This window comes from Planococcus sp. S3-L1, assembly GCF_030063085.1.
Taxonomy (GTDB): Bacteria; Bacillota; Bacilli; order Bacillales_A; family Planococcaceae; genus Planococcus; species Planococcus kocurii.
Genome location: NZ_JASISN010000009.1, coordinates 1 through 23489, shown reverse-complemented (window position 1 = coordinate 23489; position 23489 = coordinate 1). Strand labels below are relative to the sequence as shown.

Here is a 23489-nt window from a genome sequence, read left to right as displayed (position 1 = left end):
GGCTTGTTTTATAATTCTGTTGGTTTACGATCTCTTAGTTCTTGTTTTGCTTCTTTTACTGCATCCTTCATGTCGTCACGTACCGTTTCTTCGGTAACTTTAATGCCAGACATATAGGCAGCACGTCCAATTAAATGTCCACCTACAGGAGCAGTGATAAACAAGAAAGCAATCGCGATAATCAATTGTGTATTGAAAATGCCTTCGATTAACCAAAAATGGATAAAAGCAGCGAGCAATACACAAAGGACACCCAGTGTCGAGCTCTTAGAGGCAGCGTGCGTGCGCGTATAAACGTCTGGCAAGCGAATAAGTCCCAATGCCGTTACTACGCTAAAAATGACGCCTGTGCTCATTAATACAATGATGACAATGTTAATGATGATTGTTTCGATCGAAAATCTCTCCTCTCTCAAGGAATTTCGCAAAAGCGGTAGTCCCGATAAAGGACAAAATACTTAACAGCAAAATGATTTCTAAAAAGAATTCTGTTTCGATAATCAATGACAGCAAAGCGATGATTGAAACGAGCGAGATTCCAATAGCATCAAGGGCTACTACGCGATCTGCGATTGTCGGTCCTTTGACGAGCCGAAAAAGCAGTCCAGTAAATCCGATGCTGACGATAATTAGTGAAACCCAGTAAAACATTATCATGGGCGGCTCACCTCCAAAATGGCCCGTTCGAATGTATCTTTGATGGAGTTAACTGCATTGTCGATGTCATCAAAGTCGAGCGCGTGGATGTACAGCCTTTTCTGGTCGTCGGATATGCCGACAACCAGTGTTCCGGGTGTTAACGTAATCAAAGCGGATAAGAGAGTAATTTCCCAGTCCTCCGTCAATTTTGTTTCTAGTTCAAAAATAGCGGGCTTTAAGTTCATAGACGGTTTGATAACAATCCACAAAACTTGAACGCTTGATAGAAAAAGCTCTTTAAGAAACAAGAGGAATAGCGAGATAATCGCCCATGCTCTTGCTGTATAAAGTCTGTGTGAAAAGAATCGTCGCATTAAGATGATGATGCCAAGGCCCACCAAGAAACCAATTGCAAATCCTGAAGGACTAAAGGACACGGTCATAAACATCCAAACAAAGGCTAGGAAGAAATTCAATAATATTTGTAAAGCCATAGGGTACCTACTCCTTTAATACCGCATCAATATAGATGGATGGATTCAGCAGCACTTCACCCGCGCCTGAAATGAGCGGCATGAAGAGTTCCGCACCGACCCCGAACGCCACTGTCAGGGCCACAAGGACAACTGTTGGAATGAACATTTGATTGAAAACTGATTTTTTTAGAGGAACGGTTTCAACCGGTTCTCCCCAAAAAGCGTAGACAAAAATACGCACAGCACTCAACAACACAATTAAGCTAGTTGCTAGAATAATAATACTGCCCCAAAACTGCGGGCCTTCAAATCCACCTTGAACAATTAAAAGTTTTCCTGGGAATCCACTGAGTGGCGGAATACCCGCTAACCCAAATGCAGTGACCAGATAAACCCAGCCTAAAACTGGATAAGTTTTAATCAATCCGCCCATTTGTCGCAAGTCTGTTGTGCCAAAAAGGACCGCAACAATTCCAACAAGGAAGAACAAGGCAGCTTTGATCAACATATCATGAATCAGGTAAAAAATAGAGCCATCAATACCTGGTTGATTTAACTGCGCAATTCCGAACAAAATAACACCGACAGCGATAATGATGTTATAGATAATGATTTTTTTAACATCAAAGTAAGCGAGAGCGCCAATGCATCCAGCAAGGATTGTCAGGATGGCAATAATGCCAAGTAATTCATGCGTAAAGCCGATATTCATCGTAAAGAATAAAGTATATGTACGCATGATGGCATAGACGCCAACCTTTGTCAGCAAAGCACCGAATAATGCAAGTATCGGAATCGGAGGTGCATAGTAAGACCCCGGTAGCCAGAAGTACAAGGGAAAGATAGCGGCTTTAAATCCAAAGACAACTAGGAACATCACAGCAATCACAGTCAAAATGCCTGTTTCTTCTATTTGTGGAATCTTGACCGCCAAATCCGCCATATTTAACGTGCCAGTAACAGAGTAAAGAAAAGCAACAGCTGCTACAAACAAGGCAGATGAAATGATGTTCACCAATAAGTATTTGATGGACTCGCGCAACTGTGGTTTCTCGCCGCCGTGAACGATTAATGTATAAGAAGCCATTAGCAACACTTCGACGAAAACGAATAAGTTGAAAATATCTCCAGTCGTGAAAGCACCGTTAACACCAACCATTAAAAATAACACAGCTGGATAATAGAAAGATTGTTCGCGTTTGATGCCAATAGTTGGAAAACTATAAAAAATAACAAACAATGTAATAATCGAAGACGTGACCACCAGTAAGGCAGATAACGGATCGGACACCATAGAAATACCGAATGGTGCCGGCCAACTGCCAAGCGTTACCGCTTGAACACCAGCTGTATTAACTTTTGCTACTAGCACAAGAGCAGAAAGTAAAGCTGCTCCAGCTCCAACAGCAGCTAACGTGCGCTGAAGTTTCAAGTTTTTCGGGAACATCATCAGGATAGCAGCAAAAAACAACGGAATGATGATTGGAAAAAGGAGTAAATTACTCATAATCTTCAGTTCCTCTCAGCAAATCCATATTGTCGGTACCGAGTTCCTGATAAGAGCGGTAGGCGAGCACTAGGAAAAATGATGTAACAGCAAATGAAATGACAATGGCTGTCAAAATCAAAGCTTGTGGCAAGGGATCTGCATAATCGCTGACACTGACGCCATCGGCTACGACAGGAGGAGAGTTTCCTCCAAGTCCCCCCATAGTTAAAAGTAAAAGATGGGCGCCATGACTCAGCAATCCCGTTCCGATAATGATACGTATCAAACTCTTCGAAAGCATTAAGTAAACAGCTGCCATAAAGAGAAATCCAATGGCAACCGACATAATTATTTCCATTATTCATCCTCTCCAATCGTTTGAATAATGGTCATCGTTACACCGACAACAACCAGGTAAACCCCTGCGTCAAACAGCATTGCTGAATGCAGAGAAGTTTTACCAAAAAGCGGTAAATCAAAATAATCGTAAGCATGTGTGAAAAAAGGAACATCAAAGATGATAGAGGCAGAAGCTGTAGCAAGTGCCAACAGCAAGCCGATTGCTGTCATTGTTACATAATTGATCGGCAGTATTTTTTTCACCGTTTCAATATCAAAAGCGAGCATTAATAGCACAATTGCACTGGTAGTTAACAGCCCACCAACAAATCCGCCACCTGGTGTATAATGTCCTGCAAAGAAAATGTGGACAGCAAACATCAAAATGATGAAGGTCACTACTTTTGTGGCCGTTTGAAGCATTACATCATTTGTTCTCATGCTGATCCTCCTTTTTCGTCAAGCGTAGTTTAATCATCGTAATAATACCGATACCCGCAATACCTAATACAGCAATTTCAAACAAAGTATCAAACCCACGATAATCAACTAAAATCACATTGACGATATTTCCACCGCCAGCTTCTTTATAAACCGTTTCTTTATAGAATTCGGAAATCGAAGGCAAAGCTTTTTGTGATAGAGAAGACAAGGCAACCAACGTTACCGTCACTCCAACACCTATTGCCACAAGTGCATTTCCAAAACGGAAGCGCATCCGTTCTTCTTTCCGACTGATCTGTGGCAGATGGTAAAACGCCAGCAAGAACAAAGCAACAGAAATTGTTTCAATAACAAGTTGTGTTAAAGCCAAATCAGGAGCACGGAAAATAACAAAGAATAACGCTACTGAATAACCGACAGCACCAAGTGCGATAATTCCTGTCAGTCTAGACTTAGAGAAAAGAATGGTAAGTGTCGAGCCAACTAATGCGATTAAAATCACGACTTCATAAAATCCAACGGGTGCAAGGTTCGTAAAATCAATAGCAAAAGCATCCGTTAAGAATAAAGTTCCAAGAACAATGAATATGACGAAACTAAACATATACACCAAATACGAACGGATAAAGCCAGTCATGTAAAGTCTTGAAAAACGGTTTGCTCCCGTATCGCTCATGAACATGACACTGTCATACAGAGCATTCAACGTTAACGTATCTGGGAAAAGATCATAGCTCTTCTGCCATTTGCTCAACGTCCAGAACATCAAGAATCCAATAGCAACAATTCCAAGCGTCATAAACAGCTCAGGCGTAGGTCCGTGCCATGCTTCAACATGAATGTTAATTTCATCCGGCGATGTATAAAGAAACGGTTGCATCGCCAAAACAGCTGGCTTCACGAGCCAGTCACCGACAAGGTTTGGGATAAAGAAAATGACCACAACAAGAAGTGATAAAAAAACAGGTGAAATCAGCATGCCAATGGGTGCTTCATGAGCAGGTTTTGGCAATTGTTCCGGCTTGTGTTCGCCAGCAAATGTGTGGAAAACAAAATAGAAACTGTAGATAAATGTAAATACCGAGCCCAGCCAAGCGACAACAGGGAATAAGATGCCCCAAACGTCCATGGAAAACAAATCAAATTCCGTTAATGACAGCATGGCAGTCAAAAACATTTCCTTACTAAGGAATCCACCAAATGGAGGCAAGCCTGCCATAGAGAAAGCCCCAATCATAGCTACGGTAAAACTGATCGGCATTAGGCTCATGAGACCACCAAGTTTGCGAATGTCCCGTGTGCCGGTTTCATGATCGACGATACCAGCAATCATGAACAAACTGCCTTTAAAGACCGCGTGGTTAATCAAATGAAAAATCGCTGCGAATCCAGCATACTTGAATGTCGTCTCAGCAATGTTGTCAACATGATAACCAGCAGCCGAAGCTCCGAGTAACGACATAATCAAACCCAGTTGAGAAACGGTCGAGAATGCGAGAATCCCTTTTAAATCTTTTTGTTTCAAGGCGAAAAACGAGCCCCAGAACATGGTAAACAATCCAACGCCAGCGACTAGCCACATCCATGTACCGGATATCGCAAACACAGGCGTCAGTCGTGCCACTAAATACAAGCCCGCTTTGACCATAGTCGCTGAGTGCAAGTACGCACTAACAGGAGTAGGCGCTTCCATCGCATCTGGAAGCCAAATGTAAAATGGAAACTGCGCAGATTTTGTAAATGCTCCGAGCAGCACAAGAACGAGCGCCCAAATAAAGAAATCATGCGTTACGAGTTCAGCTGCTTGTGGAATTAATTCGCGTATCGAATATGTATCACCCATAATACTCAGTAGCACGAAACCACCGAGCATCATCAATCCTCCGAAAACGGTAATCATCATTGATTTTAAGGCACCAAATCTTGAACGATCACGAGTATACCAATAACCAATCAGTAGGAAAGATGAAATCGAAGTTAACTCCCAAAACAGATAAAGAGTGATTAAATGATCACTTTGAACAATACCGAGCATTGCCGTCATGAACATCAATAAATAAACGTAAAAGTTATGTAATTGTTCGCGATGTTTGTCCAAGTAGAAAATAGAGTAAAGCACGACTAAAGCGCCAATGCCTGTAATCAATAACGTGAACAGCAGGCTCAATCCGTCGATATACGCTACAAAGGCGATATCAAGTGAAGGGATCCATTGGAATTCAGAAACTAAATTGCCTCCACTAATCGTTGTGGGAAGCAATGAGACGTAGTAAGTGAATAAAATAACGGGAACGACTAAAACAAACCAGCCGGTGTGAATCCTTCCGAATTTCTTAAATAACAGCGGAATGAACAAGGCTGCAAGCAAAGGTACAAAGATTAAAAACACAAATGACAAATGAATCCTCCTTCCAGCATAAACGTGATGAGTTTCTAATTAGAAATTATAACGCAAATCGAGTGGATTTGCACCGCCCGTCTACTAATGGACCAAGATCAGCTTTACTTTTTGCAAACTTTAGAAATAGGAAGAAAGCCAATTAAGTTAATTTTGTGAAATCAAAAAAAGACACAAAAAAACCAGGTTTTCTAGTAGAAACCTGGTTTACGTATTTTTTAATTCTTGTTCGAGCAGGACGTCTTCAAAATCTTGCTGCGGTTTTGCTAATGTAGACCGTAGAAAGATGAATGCGAAGATAAACAACACGCCCGTTACGATGAAGACAGAAGAGATGCCAATCACACCGCTGATAATCCCACCGAACATTGGGCCGATAATGTTTCCAAGAAAGCGGAAGCTCGTATTGTAACCCATTATTTCTCCTTGAATTTCAATTGGCGCTTCCCGACGCATCAAAGCAGTTGTCGTTGGAATCATTCCGCCAACTGCCATTCCGAAGAACAACCGCAAAATGATGAGTTGCCAAAGTTCTGTGACAAAAGCTTGCGGGATGATAAAGATAAAAGACAGCAAAAGTAGAAAACCTAATACCTTCTCGTAACCGATAGAATCGCCTAGTCGTCCCCAGCGCCGAGCAAAAAGAAGGTTCCCTACGCCAGTGGCACTGAAAGTAATACCCGCTAGAAAAGCGACTTGCGTACTTCCTTCTGTTAGTTCTGCCACATATAGCGACAACAAGGGCTGAATGCTGAAATTCCCAATTTGAATCAATGCTGTGATGATCATAACGTTGAGCATTAAACGGTGATTTAAAATTCCGTTGACGATTGTTTTCGGTGCGTAAACGTGAGCACCTTTTACTTTCAGTCGTTTAACTTCGTGCAAGCCAAACACGACGAACAATGCAGCGATGGTAATGACAGTAGCTGTAATCAAGAATGTATATTTAAAACCAAAAGCATCTGCCATTAAGCCGCCGAGAACTGGACCGAACAATGTGCCGGATACACTGCCCATTTGAAGCGTGCCGAGAGTTTTCCCTGCTGTCTCTTTGGAAGTTTGAGAGCTGACAAAAGCCAAGGAAGTCGGGATAAATCCAGTTACTACACCCATGAACAAACGAATCATAAACAGTTCTGAGACGGAATCAGCGGTTCCCATTAAAAAAATACTAATGGCAATACCAAAGCCGTTAATGATTAAAATAGGCTTAAAGCCGTATTTATCAGCAATGCGTCCCCAAATAGGCGACATGATCAAAGCCGCAACGAACGTAACGCCAAACACTAGACCAGACCAACGTTGCACATATTCATCTGTGAAATTCCCGAGTGATTCAATATAAAGAGATAAGAATGGCATAATCATGGTAGTGCTACCAGCTACTAAAAAGTTAGTGAACATAATAATAAAGAAATTCTTTTTCTGAGTGTCCATAAAGAACCCTTCTTTCTGAACAAAGCATCTGTTCTCATTATATAATACTTCGTTACACGAAGAAAGAGCTAGGTTTTATTGATTAATTCAAACTGTTCTGTCTCCTGTCAGTATACGCTATTCGCTTACAAAGCGAGTTCTTTTGTTGAATGAAACTATGCTAAAATAAAACGGGGTGAAAAAGATGAAAAAAATAATTGTGGCACCAGTTTTATTAGCGTTGTTCCTAAGTGCATGCTCAGGACAAGAAGAACAGGAAACAACAACAACAACAACAACAACAACAACCGAAAGTGCGAAAGTGGAAGTGGACGGCTATCCGCAATTATCAACAGAAGTTGCAGACAACGAAGCGCTTGTTGAAGTGACTACGTCCATGGGCGCTATGCAAATCAAACTGTTTCCGGACATTGCACCAAAAGCAGTGGAAAACTTTTTGACACATGCAGAAGAAGGCTATTACGACGGTCTGACTTTCCACCGAGTCATTGAAAATTTCATGTTGCAAACAGGAGATCCAACGGGTACAGGTGGCGGTGGTGAAAGTATTTATGGAGCGCCGTTTGAAGACGAGTTTAACGACCATCTGTTTAATATTCGGGGAGCTTTAGCGATGGCTAACGGAGGACCGGGCACGAATGGCAGCCAGTTTTTCATTGTCCAAGCACCAGAAGTAACAGCGGATATGTTTGCAACCGAATACCCGCAGGAAGTTAAAGACGCTTACCTAGAACGAGGAGGCACGCCTTGGCTTGATGGCAAACATACCGTATTCGGTCAAGTGATTGAAGGAATGGATGTAGTAGACGCCATCGCAGCAGTTGAAACCGAAGCTGAAAAGCCAGTTACAGATGTGACCATTGACTCTATTAAAATTCTTCAGCAATAAGAGAGCATCGAAAAACGGTCTAATCGTTTTTTTCTGCTTTTCTTTTTCTATTTATGTGCTATTATAGCCCTTAACAATAGAGAAATGTCAGGTGAAAACAAATGGACACGAGTGAAATGAACAGAAGAGCGGTTGCAATCATGAAGTATTGGGATCCTTTTGCTATTGGCTCCGAATTATATGGTAAAGAAATTGGAGATGTGGTTGCTCAATTGCAGGTTTTAGACCATCCTTCAGATCTCGCAAAAACAATTCAAACTAGCTACGAATTGTCGTTTGGAAAATGGATTCCGTTAGAGCAATGTGTGGACATTTCCTACAAACTGCTGGCAGTTAAATACGAAGCCAAACACATTATTTAAAACAAGAAAAGAGCTTTCAGCGGAATTCGCTGAAAGCTCTTTTCTTGTTTTAGTTAGATTCTAATCCGTCTACTAAATTAGAAGCAGGAACTTCTAATGCATTTGAAAGAATCATGATTGTTTGAGTTGATGGTACTTCTTCGCCACTTTCATAGGCTTGCAGTTTAGCAACACCAATTCTTGTTTTTAAAGCCAGTTCGTCTAATGATAGCCCGCGTTCTTCGCGAAGCGCTTTTAATTGAGCGTGTAAGTCGTTTTTCATAATCATGCACTCCTTCTCATAAGAAACTTTCTTCTATAAGTTATATACTATCATGTCGTGAAAACTTTCGATAGGACAAGTTGTGGCATTTTTCAAACAGCTGAGTCAAAAAATGGCAATAATTCCTTGAATGAAAACAACAATAATAGCGATCGGTGCGATATAGCGAACTACTACTCGCCAGATATCGACCCATAGTTTTTGTTGCGGAAGTTCGTTATGGACGTCTTCTTTTGTCAAAACATAACCTGCAAATAATGCAGTGAATAGAGCGCCTAAGGGCAATCCGATTCGGTTAGTCAAGGTATCGACGAAGTCAAAAAATGTGAAACCGAAGAAAACTTCTTGCGGCATAACGCCAAACGACAAAGCACTTGGAATTCCGACGATGAAAATCATCAAGCCAAAAATTAGCGCAACACGACGACGGCGATCGTATTTGTTTTTGACGCCAATGGAAACGGTAATCTCCAGCATGGAAATAGAAGAGGTTAATGTTGCAAATAACAACAGAATAAAGAAAATGATCATTAAAAATTGTCCCATAAACAATTGATCGAAAATCGCAGGCAGAATGATAAATACTAGCCCTGGACCTTGGTCAGGTGTATAGCCTAAAGAGAAAACAGCTGGGAAGATGATCAATCCCGCCATAATTGAGATAACGATATTTAATGACACAACACTAATAGAAGAACGCGTCAGATTTTCTGATTTTGATAAGTAGGATGAATAAGTAATCATTCCTGCCACACCGACACTTAGTGAGAAAAAGGCTTGACCGAGTGCCACCAATGCCGTTTCAAAGTTAAAGAAAGACCAGTCTGGAACGAACATAAAGCGTACACCTTCCATCGCACCATCAAGTGTCAACGACCGAATCATGAGTACTACAAAGAAAATCAATAGAGCAGGCATCATAATTTTGCTAGCACGCTCGATGCCTCCTTTAATGCCACCTTGTACAATCCACACCGTCAATCCCATAAAGGCAGCTTGTGCAAGCAGCACTTCCCATGGATTTGTAATAATACCTGTGAACAGTTCTGCAAATTCGTCGTCCCCCAGATCAGACAATTGGAATAGAATAGAACGACCTAGGTAAGACAATACCCATCCGCCCACAACGCTGTAAAAAGACAAAATGAGGAACGAAAAGATAAATCCAGACCAGCCGATTAAATACCAAGGCTTGCCAGGGGCTTGTTTTTTCAATCCAGTGACCGCATCTGCCTGACCTCTGCGGCCAATGACAAATTCAGCGAGTAGAATCGGTAATCCAATTGCGATCGTACTTATAATGAACAGCAGAATAAAAACACTGCCACCATTTGCGCCAGTTTCGTATGGGAACTTCCAAATAGCTCCTAAGCCAATAGCACTTCCTGCTGCCGCTAAGATAAAGCCTAGCTTAGAGCTCCATTGATCGCGTTTTTCCAAATTCGTCACTCCTATCTCATATAGATTTCCTCATTTTACACGAGCTACACAAAAAAAAATAGCAGTATTTGAAACGTTTTGTAGGAAGAGTCGTATAATAAACAAGAATTAGTAAAAAAGTGATTATTCCAACTATAAGAGGAGTGTGGCAATGACTTCCGCAAACGATCATTTTAGACAAGCTCAAAAAGGGGATACAGCCTCGCTTTATTGTTGGGTTGAGAGTGCTTTTCCTGACATGGGCCGCTTTGCTTATCAATTGGGTGTCCGCTACCCGACACTGCCAGAATTCCAAAAAACTAGTTTGCTAGAACTGCAAAAACACCTTGGACAACTTACGCCGGAACAAGCAAAAATCCAACTTTATCAGTTACTGATTCAACGCGTTTCAATACAGCCAATCCGAGGTGAAAGCACGGATCTTCCGATGATTCTTAGTTTTCAAGAAGATCAAGAACTGCACGACGAATTACAAAATTTACTACCGCCTCAGCGAGTGCCTATCGTTTTATTTTATTTTCATCATTTTTCGCTTCGTGACATAGCGGCCATACTAGAGATTTCAGAGCAACAAGTACAGCAAGCTATTGATGAGGGACTGCGTACGATTCGGCTTACGATGAATTTAAATGAAACGCAATTGGTGCAAAGGTTGACCATGCTCCAGAAATCTTATCAACGTTTTGTCCCACTATCACCAATAGAACTAGATATTCAGCGGTCAGATGAAGAAACACTAAATCTGGAAAGTGTAAAAACGTCTTCCACACCGCAGCCACTGGGCAAAAAATCAACGATGTTTCTTGGGACTGCAGGTCTTTTTCTAGCGCTCGTCATCGGCATCAGTTTTACTGTAAACGACCAACAAGCAAAAACTTCAGGCGCAACAGAACTCGAACAATCTGAAATAGTGACTGATAAGATGATGACGGATTGGCAGTCGCAATACGACACCATTAAGAAAACAGCTCCCGAACGTTTAGGAATGACGCCGCAACAGTTTGAACAATTAGCATACGTTAAACAGGCAGACGTTGAAATGGAGCGGGTTTTCAGCGATAACATGCAAAAGTCATTAAAAGACGATCCCATTCACATGCAAGTTGTTGTCGATCGTCTTTTTAGGAAGATTGAAACACCGAGAGGAATGGTTGACTCTTTAGCTGGTCCGAACCCAATGTTGAGCACTGAAACGGAAGATTTTTTATTGGATTATGCAGCGAAAACGGATGAATTACGTTTGTTTGTAGACAACCTGCTCCTAAAATACCAACAAGAGTTAGAGTCAACGATTGTGATGGATCAATTGTCACCCGAAAAACTGTTAGCACAAGCTAGTAGTTATCCGGAAGAATTACGTTTAGTTGTAGAGGCATTACCAGAATATAATTTAACGCCAATTGCCCACCCGAAAAATAGTTATTTTAGAACGGTTCGAAATGTCGACAATCTTACGCAACAGCAACCTGTTATGGGAGATCTGCACGCCGGGCAATATTTGCATTTACTTAGCAGTGAACCTTATTTTGATAATAGTGGTTTTTTGCTACCTCTTGAAAGCATTCCTTATCATTTGTTTGCTATGGAAGCGGCATTGCTTGAAGAGGGACCAAGTTCGGCTTTGTTAAGTCACATCGAAATTGCTTATCAGCAAATTTTTTGGCAATTAGTTAAGGGCAGCGACAATTCGCCGGTCTTTGATGAGCAAGGAAAAGTAAAAATGGATTACCGAATTGCCTGGAATAGTATCGCTTCTTCTAATCCGATGGCGTTTATCATGCTGCCCATTTTAAAAGAAATGGAAGCGAGCGATTGGACCACTTCGACAATCTATGACGAATTAGAGTTTCATCATGTGATGGATGCGTTAGCGATGGAAAAGTCAGGCGAATTGGCCAACAAATTACCCAATGGCAACTTAAAGCTTGAAGACGAATTTGTTGATTTGAAAGATTTTGATTACAGTCGCATCCAATCTTTGTATGAATCATTTGAAGCGTCCTATGATTTACAGCTTTTATCAGGTGTATCGCCGTTGGATGTCTTGTTTATGTATCACTATGCCAACAAACAAGAAGATGCAACCACGCAATGGCACCTGTTAGCGGACAGTCCGTCAAAGCCAACACTTGAAACATTCATTAAAGAGTGGAGGAAAATTCCTGAGCTGACGAAAACAGCGAGATGGGTTGAACTTTCTAATAGTTCATATACACAAAGAGTAAAAGACAAGGTTTATATATATCCGGGAATTGACATGTATGAGTTTGATGAACAATTGGATCTACTGTTGGTTACAGAAAAAGATCAAATTTGGCAAATCGACTATCGCCAATATGAAAGTTACGATTTGCAAGGAGAAGATCAACAATTCAATCAAGCCGTTGAGTCTTTGTATGCATCGTTTGCTACTGATTTCCAAGCACAACTTCTAACGGAGGCTAAGCCATCCGAAGTTGCAGCCATGTTTTTCAAGGCTGTTGAAAATGAAGACGTTCCAATGATGAAAAAATTGATGATAGAAACCCATTTGACTGATGAAGAGTTTGTCGATTTATTAGCATTGAAAAATTTCCGGCCATTTTCTGAATTGGCACAATTGACATTTAGGAGCCATTTTACTCCAAATCATCCACTGGGACGTGGAGGGACAGTGGAAATACAATACTATACAACGGCACAGGGAAATCTGTTTCCTGAAATGTTTAACATGGATAAAACCAAAGATGGCTGGAGAATGTCGAATATAAATGAATACTGATTTTGCTCCCAGCATATAGTTGTGCTATAATATACAGATGCCAATAGGTGTACAGGACAATTAGATATGACTAGGAGCGGGTAAACATGACAAAAACATACCAAACAGGCGATAAGGTTTCAGGTAAAGTTACAGGAATCCAGCCATACGGCGCATTCGTAGCTTTAGACGATCAAACACAAGGTTTGGTCCACATTTCAGAAATCACTCACGGTTACGTAAAAGAAGTTAGTGAGTATTTGGCAGTAGGACAAGAAGTTGACGTGAAAGTATTGGAAGTTGATGAAAAATCTAAAAAAATTAGCTTGTCAATCCGTGCACTTCAAGAGCAGCCAGTAGCAGCTCAAAAAACTGAAAAACCAAAACAATCTCTTCAGTCACATGTGAACGAAAGTGATTCTGAAGGATTTAACTCTTTGAAAGAAAAAATGGAAGAGTGGATCAAGCGTTCTGGTCAACAGTAATAAACAAAAAACGAAGCACAGACATCATGTCTGTGCTTCGTTTTTTTTGATTTTACGTAGACGGTACTGCAAGTTTTGACGGCTCATGCCAAGAGCGGCAGCGGCTTTTGTCACATTGCCACTATGTAAATCCATCGCTTTTTGCAAATAATACATTTCCGCTTCAAACAAATAATCCTCAAGTGGCAGCAACTCTGTGGTGGATTGAACAATAAAATCTTCAGGATTTTGTGCGCCGTTCAAATTGGTCTTTAGTTTAAAGTGATAAGGCAGCATGTCTACGGTTATAATTTCTTGTGTTGTTAGCATCGACGTTATTTCATCGAGCAGCACTTCAAGTTCTTTTAAATTTCCTGGCCAGTCATAAGCATGAAGCAAATCAGTCACTTCTAAATCCAATCCGCGAACAACCGAACCTACTTTCATTCGGTGGCGAGAAAAATAATCGTCAACAAACGGCAAAATGTCCTCTTTCCGTGAACGCAGCGGTTCTACTTTAATGGTCATCGACGAAAAGAAATAATACAAATCCTTCAGCAACTTGTGTGAAGTAATCAATTCAACCGGATCTTCACCAACACTCGCAATAAAATAGGTATTTCCTCGTGAACGTTCTTCAGCCATAATCAATAACTGCTCTTGCAAAGACAAAGGCAACAAATCAATTCGTTCACAGTAAATCGTTCCATCGCCCATTTTTTTAATATCTTCGCCTAATTGATCGATGATGGTACCATCTGTTCCATGACAGTACAGCGTATACATCTGTCTAACCGAAGACTGTGCCCAGTGAATAGCCTCGGCAATTAGTTCCTTACCAGTCCCTGATTCTCCTACAAGAAGAACAGGTAATTTAGCGGTAGCGGCTTTTTCGGCAGTATCAATCACTTTTCTCATACTCTTAGAAACAGCAGTAATTGCCGAGAAAGTAATAGGCTCATCGTATTTTCTTAAAGGTTGATAAATTACTTTTTCAAGTGTAGTGACGTCACGTGATAATTCGATTGCCCCAATTAATGCATCTCCCTCAACTACCGGGTAAGTATCATTTATCGTCGTAATTTCTTGCCCTTTTCGATTCCAATACGTTTGTTTGACGTTGAAAACAGGCGTGCCACTTTGCAAAACTTGGAGTAACGTACTCTCATGTTGATCAAAACGAAACATTTCAAGCAGTGAACGATCGGCAAGTTCTTCGAAATCGAATCCTTCAATTTCACGCATCTTTTTATTATATAAAATAGTTTTACCTTTCATATCTATGGCATGAATACCAATAGCCACGTGCTCTCCAGCAAATTTATAGAACGGGGATAAGTCGATGTTTTCAGTCTTCAAAACGCTCACTCCAAAATTATTTTGATTTTTTAAACGAAAACACTTGAATTATGCAACAATCTTTTGCATTATTATAAGTGGAAACAGTTTGAAAGTGCAAATTTTTTTTGCGCTTACTTAAAACTCAAGGAGGATTTACATGATTCCCTACAAACACGAACCATTCACAGATTTCTCAGTTGACCAAAATCGCAAAGACTACCTAGAGGGCTTGAAAACAGTTGAAGCTTATCTTGGACAAGACTATCCGTTAATTATTGGTGGAGAACGCATCACTACTGAAGATAAAATTATTTCATTCAACCCTTCAAACAAAGAAGAATTGATTGGTCGAGTATCAAAATCAAACAAAGAACTAGCTGAGAAAGCGATGCAAGCAGCTGACGAAGCATTTAAAACGTGGAAAAAAGTAAAACCAGAAATTCGCGCTGACGTTTTGATGAGAGCAGCTGCAATTGTGCGTCGTCGCAAACACGAATTCTCAGCACTTTTGACTAAAGAAGCAGGTAAGCCTTGGAACGAAGCAGATGCTGATACAGCTGAAGCAATTGATTTCATGGAATACTATGCGCGCCAAATGCTACGTCTGAAAGACGGCATGCATGTAGAAAGCCGTCCGGGCGAAGACAACCGTTATGACTACATTCCTTTAGGTGTAGGCGTTGTAATCTCACCTTGGAACTTTGCTTTTGCAATTATGGCTGGAACGGCTGTTGCAGCGATGGTAGCAGGTAACACTGTACTATTGAAGCCAGCTTCAACAACTCCAGTGGTTGCTTACAAATTCATTGAAGTTCTTGAAGAAGCAGGTATGCCTGCAGGTGTTGTTAACTTTATTCCTGGACCAGGATCTGAAGTTGGCGACTACTTAGTTGATCACCCGAACACTCGCTTTATCTCGTTCACAGGCTCAAAAGAAGTGGGTCTTCGCATTGCAGAACGTTCTGCTAAAGTGAACGAAGGACAAATTTGGATGAAACGCTTGATCGCTGAAATGGGCGGCAAAAACACAATGGTCGTAGATAAAGAAGCAGACCTTGAACTTGCAGCACAATCAATTGTAAAATCAGCATTCGGCTTTAGTGGACAAAAATGTTCTGCTGGATCACGTGCAGTCATCGTTGAAGATGTATACGATACAGTTCTTGAACGCGTTATCGAATTGACAAAAGAATTGACGATTGGTGACCCAACTGATCAATCAAACTATATGGGCCCAGTTATCGACGGCAACTCGTACGATAAAATCATGAGCTATATTGAAATTGGGAAACAAGAGGGACGTCTTGTAGCTGGTGGAGACGGAGACAATTCTAAAGGTTTCTTCGTAAACCCAACTGTCTTTGCTGATCTTGATCCACAAGCACGTATCATGCAAGAAGAAATCTTTGGTCCAGTGGTGGGTCTAACGAAAGCAAAAGATTTCGATCATGCAATTGAAATTGCAAACAACACAGAATACGGCTTGACTGGTGCAGTAATTACAAACAACCGTGCTAACCTTGAAAAAGCGCGTGAAGATTTCCACGTAGGTAACTTATACTTTAACCGCGGCTGCACAGGCGCAATCGTAGGATATCAGTCATTCGGTGGATTCAACATGTCTGGAACTGATTCAAAAGCAGGCGGACCTGATTACATCGGTCTTCATATGCAAGCAAAAACTACTTCTGAAATGTATTAATCTATAACCAAAGGGTATGATCATTCATTAAAAGGCGGACGACTGTCTGCCTTTTTTTAAAAGGAGGAAATTACATGACACAGACACAAACAATCATTGAACAAACAGAAAAATACGGGGCTAATAACTACCATCCGCTACCAATCGTTATTACAGAAGCAGAAGGTGTTTGGGTAAAAGATCCAGAAGGCAATAAATTCATGGATATGCTGTCAGCGTATTCAGCTGTAAACCAAGGGCACCGTCACCCGAAAATTATTCAAGCATTAAAAGATCAAGCGGACCGTGTTACATTGACTTCACGCGCATTCCACAATGATAAATTAGCTCCTTGGTATGAAATGATTTGCGATATTTCTGGTAAGGAAATGGCGTTGCCGATGAACACTGGTGCGGAAGCAGTTGAGACCGCTTTCAAAACTGCGCGTCGTTGGGCGTATGATGTAAAAGGCGTTGCAGAAAATCAAGCAGAAGTTATTGCGTGTGACGGAAACTTCCATGGCCGAACAATGACAGCTGTTTCATTATCTTCGGATCCTGAATACCGTAAAGGCTTCGGACCAATGCTTCCGGGTATCAACTTAATTCCTTTTGGTGATTTAGAAGCATTGAAAAATGCTATTACACCAAATACAGCTGCTTTCTTAATCGAACCAATTCAAGGTGAAGCTGGAATTATCATGCCACCAAAAGGCTTCTTAAAAGCTGCGAGAGAACTTTGTCGTGAAAATAATGTGTTGTTTATTGCTGACGAAATTCAGTGTGGACTTGCTCGTACAGGTAAAATGTTTGCTTGCGAATGGGAAGATGTAAACCCGGACATGTACATTTTAGGTAAAGCACTTGGGGGCGGAGTATTCCCAATTTCATGTGTGGTAGCTGACAAAGACATTCTTGGTGTATTCAATCCAGGATCACACGGTTCTACTTTTGGTGGCAATCCGCTTGCGTGTGCAGTTTCAGTAGCTTCTTTAGAAGTATTGCTTGATGAAAAACTTTCTGAGCGCTCTCAAGAACTAGGTGAATATTTCATGGGCAAATTGCGTGAAATCAAACACCCTTCTGTTAAAGAAGTTAGAGGTCGCGGATTGTTCATCGGTATGGAATTGACTGAAGCAGCAAGACCATATTGTGAACAACTAAAAGAGTTAGGTCTTTTATGCAAAGAAACACATGATACGGTTATCCGTTTTGCACCGCCACTAATTATTTCAAAAGAAGAATTGGATTGGGCGATTGAACGCATTCAAAAAGTATTCGCTAATTAATTTCTGCATGGCACACAAATCTTGACATGTGTTACACTAGAATATGAGTAAATATTAAATATAAAGAGGCGAACTAATACAATGGCTGAAAACTTGAACTTGTTGACGTCTACACAGAATGTTATTAAAACTGCATTAGATAAGCTTGGCTACGAAGATGCGATGTACGAACTTCTAAAAGAACCAATGCGGCTTTTAGAAGTACGCATTCCAGTGCGTATGGATGACGGCAAAACAAAAGTCTTTACAGGTTACCGCGCTCAACACAGTGATGCAGTTGGACCGACAAAAGGTGGAGTCCGTTTTCATCCGGATGTAAATCGTGATGAAGTAATTGCTTTATCAATGTGGATGACATTAAAATGTGGAATTGTGGAATTGCCTTATGGCGGAGCGAAGGGTGGCATCATTTGCGACCCACGTGAAATGTCCATGCACGAGATTGAGAAATTGAGTCGTGGATACGTTCGCGCGATTAGTCAAATTGTTGGGCCGAACAAAGATATTCCAGCACCAGATGTATTCACCAACTCACAGATTATGGCTTGGATGTACGACGAATACAGCAAAATCGATGAGTATAACTCCCCTGGTTTTATTACAGGTAAGCCAATTGTTCTTGGTGGATCTCAAGGCCGGGACAAAGCGACTGCACAAGGAGTTACTATCTGTATTAACGAAGCTGCGAAAAAACGCGGCCTAAATATGCAAGGGGCACGTGTTGTCATTCAAGGTTTTGGTAATGCAGGAAGTTTCTTAGCGAAATTCCTTCACGACGCTGGAGCAAAAGTAATTGGAATTTCAGATGCTTACGGTGCCTTGCATGATCCGGATGGCTTAGATATTGATTATTTATTGGACCGTCGTGATAGTTTCGGTACGGTTACAACTTTATTTGATAACACCATCACAAACAAAGAGTTGTTTGAATTAGATTGCGATATTTTGGTACCGGCAGCGATTGCTAATCAAATTACGGTAGAAAATGCGAATAACATTAAAGCTTCTATTGTGGTTGAAGCAGCAAACGGTCCTACGACTGCTGAAGCTACTAAAATTTTGACAGAACGCGGAATCCTTTTGGTGCCTGACGTTTTAGCAAGTTCTGGTGGAGTTACGGTTTCTTACTTTGAATGGGTGCAAAATAACCAAGGTTATTATTGGACACAAGAAGAAGTGGACGAAAAGCTTAACAAAAAGCTAATTGATGCATTTGAAAATGTTTATAATGTCGCTACTACGCGTAATATCGATATGCGTTTAGCTGCTTACATGGTCGGTGCTCGTAGAACTGCTGAAGCTTCACGCTTCCGTGGATGGGTATAAGATATGAAAAAACCGCCTGGAATCCTTTCCAGGCGGTTTTTTAGTCTCAATCTTTTGCTTTTTTCTATAAGAGACTACATACTATTATTTGAATAGAGGAGGATGATTGGATGAACGCATTTTCATTTTATAACCCAGTAAAACTTATTTTTGGTCAAGGCCAACTTGAAGCAGTTAAGGAAGAATTACCTAAATTTGGTAAAAAAGTTCTACTTGTATATGGTGGAGGCAGTATTAAAAAGAACGGACTCTACGATGAAGTGATTAAAACTTTGGCTGAAGCGAAACTTGAAGTTTTTGAACTAGCGGGAGTTGAGCCAAATCCACGTATTTCGACTGCTAAAAAAGGAATCGAAATTTGCAAAACAGAAGGCATCGATATGCTATTAGCAGTTGGAGGCGGTTCAGTTATTGACTGCACGAAACTGATTGCTTGCGGCGCTAAATACGACGGCGATGCATGGGATTTAGTATCTCGCAAAGCACAGCCACAAGAAGCGCTGCCATTTGGTACAGTTTTGACAATTGCTGCTACTGGTTCAGAGATGAACGCAGGTTCAGTTATTACGAATGAAGAAACACAAGAAAAATACGGCTGGGGAAGCCCGTTGTCATTCCCGCAATTTTCAATTCTAGATCCAACTTACACATTGTCAGTGCCGGAAAACCATACGGTCTACGGAATTGTTGATATGATGTCTCATATTTTCGAGCAATACTTTAACGATGCGACGAGCACACCGGTTCAAGATCGTATGTGTGAAGGTGTATTAAAAGCGGTAATTGAAACTGCACCAAAATTAATGGAAGATCTTCAAAGTTATGAACACCGCGAAACAATCATGTTCGCAGGAACAATGGCATTGAACAAATTCCTTGAAATGGGCTATAGAGGAGACTGGGGTTCGCATAACATTGAACATGCAGTGTCTGCAGTTTATGACATTCCACATGCTGGTGGATTGGCAATTTTATTCCCGCAATGGATGCGTCATAACGTAAACGTAAATCCAGCTCGCTTTGCTCAAATGGCAGTTCGTGTCTTTGACGTAGATTCAGCAGGTAAGTCTGAGGAAGAAATCGCTTATGAAGGAATCGATCGCGTATCTGCATTCTGGACTTCATTAGGAGCACCAACTCGTTTGGACTACTACGACATCGATGATTCAAAAATTGATGCAATGGTAGAGAAAGCGATGGTCTATGGAGAATTCGGTAACTTTGCAAAACTAAAAGATGAAGATGTGAAAGAAATTTTACAAGCATCACTATAAGAAAAGGATTGGCGCTGAGCGCCAATCCTTTTTTAATTTGGATTAAGTTTTTTTGGTCGTTTACTTAAATGCTTCCAATGTGTTTCACCATCATCTGCATCGAGAGAAACAATGACGTCGTCAACACTTGGTTGGCTGAGGATAAGCTCGGCTAAACGCTCTTGTAAAGCATCGGCCTGTATCACGTTTAAATTTGGATCAACTTCAATTTTAGTTTCAACATGAAGAAATTCTCCTTCTTTAACAACTTCTAACTCTTGAATGTCTCGAACATCTGAATGATCACTCAACAAGTGTGCAATATGGTTTACCATATGTTCGTCCGTTTCACCAATGGCGCCACGTGCGTTATCCATGAAAACTTTTGCGACAACATAGAACATCATAAAGCCAATCGCAATAGACGCAGCACCTTCGACTTGAAGAAAGCCAGTGTAATGCGCGATTAATACAGCGGTTAAGGCAAGGACCCCACCTGCAGTTGCAACCAAATCTTCTAAAAACACTAATTTAGTTGCAGGCTTCGCTCGATTCAAGTGAGAAAAACTTGTAGTCAAGGGAGCTAGAGCTCCACCTTTAACGCCTGCTTCGTGAAGGATTTCTTTTCCGGCTTTATAAAGAACAAAAAATTCAAGAATGATTGCGATGGATAATACCACAACACTGATGATGAATCCTTCTGCTTCGACTGGTTTTGTCATTTGATGCCAGCCTTCGATAATAGTTTCATATGCCATGATTCCAACAATCAAGACGGCACCTAAGAGAACGATGTTCAATAGACGCCCGAAACCATTTGGAAATTGCTTGGTCGGCGCCTTCTTAGAGAGTGCAGAGCCAATAAAAACGAAATACTGGTTCGCTGCGTCTCCGATAGAGTGCATTGTTTCAGCGAACATGGCGACATTCCCTGTGAAGAAAAACGCCACACCTTTCATAATTGCGATAAACGTATTAATGACTGCTGCCGTCAAAGACGGCTTATTGCCATTTTTCAATAATCCGAAAAACTCTTTCATAAAAATCCTCCTCGGTCAAATTAATTCGATTTCAACATGCACAACATTTTTCATGTCTGATATTTCTTGGTACAAATCAATGGTGTCTTTGTCGTGAGGGACAGACATACGAATCCGAAGTTCATGAAAGAAAGAAGAACCTACTTCATCTGAGTAGGCGATTGAAATGCTTTCGATCACGGACCCATTTATTTTTAATTCATTTAGCACCTCCCGTATGGATGTTCGATCAGTGACAACTACCTTTAAATTTGCTTCAACCATCTTCAAACGTTTTGGCCCAAACTTAAAAAGTAGGTGAGGCAAAACTTCTATTCCAATCAGGACGAGTAAGACCGCAGTTACGGCTTCGATATAAAAGCCAGCAGCAACTGCAATCCCAATTCCTCCAGCTCCCCAAATCATGGCCGCAGTCGTAAGTCCTGAAATAGAATCGTTGCCACGTTTTAAAATTACGCCAGCCCCTAAAAAACCAATACCTGAAACAATCTGTGCGGCAAGACGCAAGGGATCCATTGTAATATTAACATTAGCATACTCGCTACCTTGTGCAATATAGGCAGATTCAATCGAGATGATGGTTAGTAAACAACTGAACGTAGAGATAACGATACTCGTTTTTAATCCGACAGGCTTTCTTTTTAATTCCCTTTCCAGTCCGATTGCTAAACTTAAGAGAGCGGCTATGACAAGTTTAAAGAAAGTTTCATATGAAGAAATTTGCATTGCGCTGAAAAACTCCATAAAAAAACCTCCATTTTTTTGTCTTGTATTGATTCTCTTTAGCGAACGTGGCAAACTTGTTAAGTGTGTCGTCGGTGAAGTTAATATAGAAGAAGAGGTGTAGGTATGGAAAAACCGGCTATTCATCCATATATCCCTATTATGATAGGAGTATTCTCAGTAGCGTTATCGGCTATTTTTGTTAAGATGACATCTGCCGATTCAGGAGTGACAGCTTTTTACCGGATGTTGTTTTCGGTGTTGATCATGAGCCCAGTCTTCTTTTTAAAATATACCCACGAAATCAAAAAGCTAAGCAAAAGAGATTGGGTTTTTGCGTCAATTGCGGGTGTGTTTTTATCTTTTCACTTTATTTTATGGTTTGAATCGCTTAATTATACGTCAGTTGCAAGCTCGACTGTCCTTGTAACCTTGCAACCGCTGTTCGCTTTTGCTGGTACATACTTCTTCTTTAAAGAGAAAGTATCTATTAAGACGCTTATTGCGGGAGCTATTGCAATTGCGGGAAGTGTTTTAATTGGCTACGGTGATTTCAAAGTGAGTGGAAGTGCTCTTTACGGAGATTTGTTGGCTTTAATAGCTTGTGCTTTAATTACGGCATATTTATTATTTGGTCAAGATGTCAGAAAGAGGTTATCACTGGTCACGTATACATTTGTGGTTTACGGAGTTAGCACAATAACATTATTCTTCTATATTGTATTCAAAGGAGAATCTTTTGGTCCTTACCCAGCCTCTGAGTGGATGTGGTTTTTGTTGTTAGCGATTATTCCGAATCTGTTAGGGCATACATTATTTAACTGGGCTTTAAAATGGGTAAGCACGAATGTTATATCAATTGCTATTCTTTTTGAGCCGATAGGAGCAGCTATACTAGCGTATTTCATACTCGGAGAATATTTAAGTGTATCTCAAATTGTTGGTGGAAGTGTAGTGTTAGCGGGGATAACGCTATTCGTTGCAGACTACCAAAAAATTAAAATGTACTTTTTAAAAATAAAGGCTTGATTTTTTGCTCGTGGCGGTTTATATTTATATATGTCCTTAAGACAACTCGTAAAAATATTTTGAAATAGTATTGACAACGAAGTTGGGATGAGATATATTAATTAAGTCGCCAATGAGCGCGGCTAAAAAAACAACAACTTGAACCTTGAACCTTGAAAACTGAACAGCAAAACGTCAACGAAAGACGTCACGAGCACTTCGGTGCGAGAACGGCTTTTGCGAAGGTTGCCTTTGGCAACCAGAGCAAAGTTGTTTTCCTTCTCGGTGTTCGTGACGACAACTTACTGATCAGCATTGAGCAGATCAAAGCGAATCGTGCGTCTTCGGACGGCGATACGCCAGCAGTATTGAGCAATCAACACTACTCTATAATGGAGAGTTTGATCCTGGCTCAGGACGAACGCTGGCGGCGTGCCTAATACATG

Annotated in this window: 23 protein-coding genes; 10 read left to right on the top strand and 13 right to left on the bottom strand. The window is 40.8% G+C overall.

Translation table 11 applies throughout. From position 1 onward, the window contains the following. Positions 1–8: 8 nt before the first annotated feature. From mnhG to QMF37_RS10110, 8 genes are all read right to left on the bottom strand, one after another. Positions 9–428 (bottom strand): monovalent cation/H(+) antiporter subunit G, encoded by a 420-nt coding sequence (mnhG, locus tag QMF37_RS10145; RefSeq protein WP_349307302.1) that lies wholly within the window; start codon positions 426–428, stop codon positions 9–11. After that, positions 376–657, bottom strand: coding sequence for a Na(+)/H(+) antiporter subunit F1 (locus QMF37_RS10140; RefSeq protein ID WP_058385853.1), 282 nt, complete (start codon positions 655–657; stop codon positions 376–378). Before QMF37_RS10140 ends, mnhG begins: the two co-directional genes overlap by 53 nt. Continuing rightward, positions 654–1133, bottom strand: coding sequence for a Na+/H+ antiporter subunit E (locus QMF37_RS10135; RefSeq protein WP_058385852.1), 480 nt, complete (start codon positions 1131–1133; stop codon positions 654–656). The genes QMF37_RS10140 and QMF37_RS10135 overlap by 4 nt, the downstream gene beginning before the upstream one ends. Positions 1134–1140: 7 nt before the next feature. Then, positions 1141–2622, bottom strand: a complete 1482-nt coding sequence (locus tag QMF37_RS10130; protein WP_078080247.1) for a Na+/H+ antiporter subunit D — start codon at positions 2620–2622, stop codon at positions 1141–1143. Then, positions 2615–2962 carry a Na(+)/H(+) antiporter subunit C gene (locus QMF37_RS10125; RefSeq protein WP_058385851.1) on the bottom strand — a complete coding sequence of 116 codons (348 nt, stop codon included), beginning with the start codon at positions 2960–2962 and terminating at the stop codon, positions 2615–2617. Before QMF37_RS10125 ends, QMF37_RS10130 begins: the two co-directional genes overlap by 8 nt. Continuing rightward, positions 2962–3384 carry a Na(+)/H(+) antiporter subunit B gene (locus QMF37_RS10120; protein WP_058385850.1) on the bottom strand — a complete coding sequence of 141 codons (423 nt, stop codon included), beginning with the start codon at positions 3382–3384 and terminating at the stop codon, positions 2962–2964. Before QMF37_RS10120 ends, QMF37_RS10125 begins: the two co-directional genes overlap by 1 nt. Beyond that, positions 3371–5785 (bottom strand): Na+/H+ antiporter subunit A, encoded by a 2415-nt coding sequence (locus QMF37_RS10115; RefSeq protein ID WP_283478236.1) that lies wholly within the window; start codon positions 5783–5785, stop codon positions 3371–3373. The genes QMF37_RS10120 and QMF37_RS10115 overlap by 14 nt, the downstream gene beginning before the upstream one ends. 207 nt (positions 5786–5992) lie before the next feature. Next, complete coding sequence (locus QMF37_RS10110; RefSeq protein WP_283478234.1) at positions 5993–7225, bottom strand: MFS transporter; 1233 nt, start codon at positions 7223–7225, stop codon at positions 5993–5995. 184 nt (positions 7226–7409) lie between these two features. Between QMF37_RS10110 and QMF37_RS10105 the strand changes: the two genes are divergently transcribed. Beyond that, entirely contained in the window at positions 7410–8114 is a 705-nt protein-coding gene (locus QMF37_RS10105) for a peptidylprolyl isomerase (protein WP_283478232.1), read from the top strand. 101 nt (positions 8115–8215) lie between these two features. Next, positions 8216–8476, top strand: a complete 261-nt coding sequence (locus QMF37_RS10100; protein ID WP_058385846.1) for a DUF1871 family protein — start codon at positions 8216–8218, stop codon at positions 8474–8476. Between the two features lie 49 nt (positions 8477–8525). Here the strand turns inward: QMF37_RS10100 and QMF37_RS10095 are convergent, their stop codons facing one another. Further along, positions 8526–8738, bottom strand: a complete 213-nt coding sequence (locus QMF37_RS10095; protein ID WP_058385845.1) for a helix-turn-helix domain-containing protein — start codon at positions 8736–8738, stop codon at positions 8526–8528. 105 nt (positions 8739–8843) lie between these two features. Further along, complete coding sequence (locus tag QMF37_RS10090) at positions 8844–10178, bottom strand: sodium-dependent transporter (RefSeq protein WP_071153801.1); 1335 nt, start codon at positions 10176–10178, stop codon at positions 8844–8846. A 151-nt stretch (positions 10179–10329) separates the two neighbouring features. On the opposite strand from QMF37_RS10090, the gene QMF37_RS10085 reads away from it, so the two are divergent. Further along, positions 10330–12939, top strand: a complete 2610-nt coding sequence (locus QMF37_RS10085) for an RNA polymerase sigma factor (RefSeq protein ID WP_283478228.1) — start codon at positions 10330–10332, stop codon at positions 12937–12939. An 86-nt stretch (positions 12940–13025) separates the two neighbouring features. Further along, the gene (gene yugI, locus QMF37_RS10080; RefSeq protein WP_058385842.1) at positions 13026–13403 is read left to right on the top strand and encodes a S1 domain-containing post-transcriptional regulator GSP13; all 378 of its coding nucleotides are present in this window, start codon (positions 13026–13028) and stop codon (positions 13401–13403) included. Between the two features lie 24 nt (positions 13404–13427). Here the strand turns inward: yugI and QMF37_RS10075 are convergent, their stop codons facing one another. Then, on the bottom strand, positions 13428–14741 hold the full coding sequence (locus QMF37_RS10075) for a sigma 54-interacting transcriptional regulator (RefSeq protein ID WP_078080248.1): 1314 nt from the start codon (positions 14739–14741) through the stop codon (positions 13428–13430). Between the two features lie 139 nt (positions 14742–14880). On the opposite strand from QMF37_RS10075, the gene pruA reads away from it, so the two are divergent. The 4 genes from pruA to QMF37_RS10055 all read left to right on the top strand — a co-directional run bounded on the left by pruA (position 14881) and on the right by QMF37_RS10055 (position 20293). Further along, positions 14881–16425 carry an L-glutamate gamma-semialdehyde dehydrogenase gene (gene pruA / locus QMF37_RS10070; RefSeq protein ID WP_071153803.1) on the top strand — a complete coding sequence of 515 codons (1545 nt, stop codon included), beginning with the start codon at positions 14881–14883 and terminating at the stop codon, positions 16423–16425. Positions 16426–16499: 74 nt separating this feature from the next. Continuing rightward, positions 16500–17693 carry an ornithine--oxo-acid transaminase gene (locus tag QMF37_RS10065; RefSeq protein ID WP_283478222.1) on the top strand — a complete coding sequence of 398 codons (1194 nt, stop codon included), beginning with the start codon at positions 16500–16502 and terminating at the stop codon, positions 17691–17693. A gap of 81 nt (positions 17694–17774) precedes the next feature. Beyond that, the gene (locus QMF37_RS10060) at positions 17775–19019 is read left to right on the top strand and encodes a Glu/Leu/Phe/Val family dehydrogenase (RefSeq protein WP_058385838.1); all 1245 of its coding nucleotides are present in this window, start codon (positions 17775–17777) and stop codon (positions 19017–19019) included. A 110-nt stretch (positions 19020–19129) separates the two neighbouring features. Then, complete coding sequence (locus QMF37_RS10055; RefSeq protein WP_071153804.1) at positions 19130–20293, top strand: iron-containing alcohol dehydrogenase; 1164 nt, start codon at positions 19130–19132, stop codon at positions 20291–20293. Positions 20294–20325: 32 nt separating this feature from the next. Here QMF37_RS10055 and QMF37_RS10050 read toward each other — a convergent pair whose 3' ends face one another. Both QMF37_RS10050 and QMF37_RS10045 read right to left on the bottom strand, forming a co-directional pair. Further along, entirely contained in the window at positions 20326–21312 is a 987-nt protein-coding gene (locus QMF37_RS10050; protein ID WP_078080249.1) for a cation diffusion facilitator family transporter, read from the bottom strand. Between the two features lie 15 nt (positions 21313–21327). Then, positions 21328–22056: an MgtC/SapB family protein gene (locus QMF37_RS10045; protein WP_058385835.1), complete on the bottom strand. Its 729-nt coding sequence runs from the start codon at positions 22054–22056 to the stop codon at positions 21328–21330. A gap of 105 nt (positions 22057–22161) precedes the next feature. Here QMF37_RS10045 and QMF37_RS10040 point away from each other — a divergent pair, with 105 nt between their 5' ends. After that, a complete protein-coding gene (locus QMF37_RS10040) occupies positions 22162–23064 on the top strand; it encodes a DMT family transporter (protein WP_078080250.1) in 903 nt (300 codons plus the stop codon). Positions 23065–23216: 152 nt separating this feature from the next. Beyond that, positions 23217–23483 (top strand): hypothetical protein, encoded by a 267-nt coding sequence (locus tag QMF37_RS10035; RefSeq protein ID WP_283478214.1) that lies wholly within the window; start codon positions 23217–23219, stop codon positions 23481–23483. Positions 23484–23489: the final 6 nt, after the last annotated feature.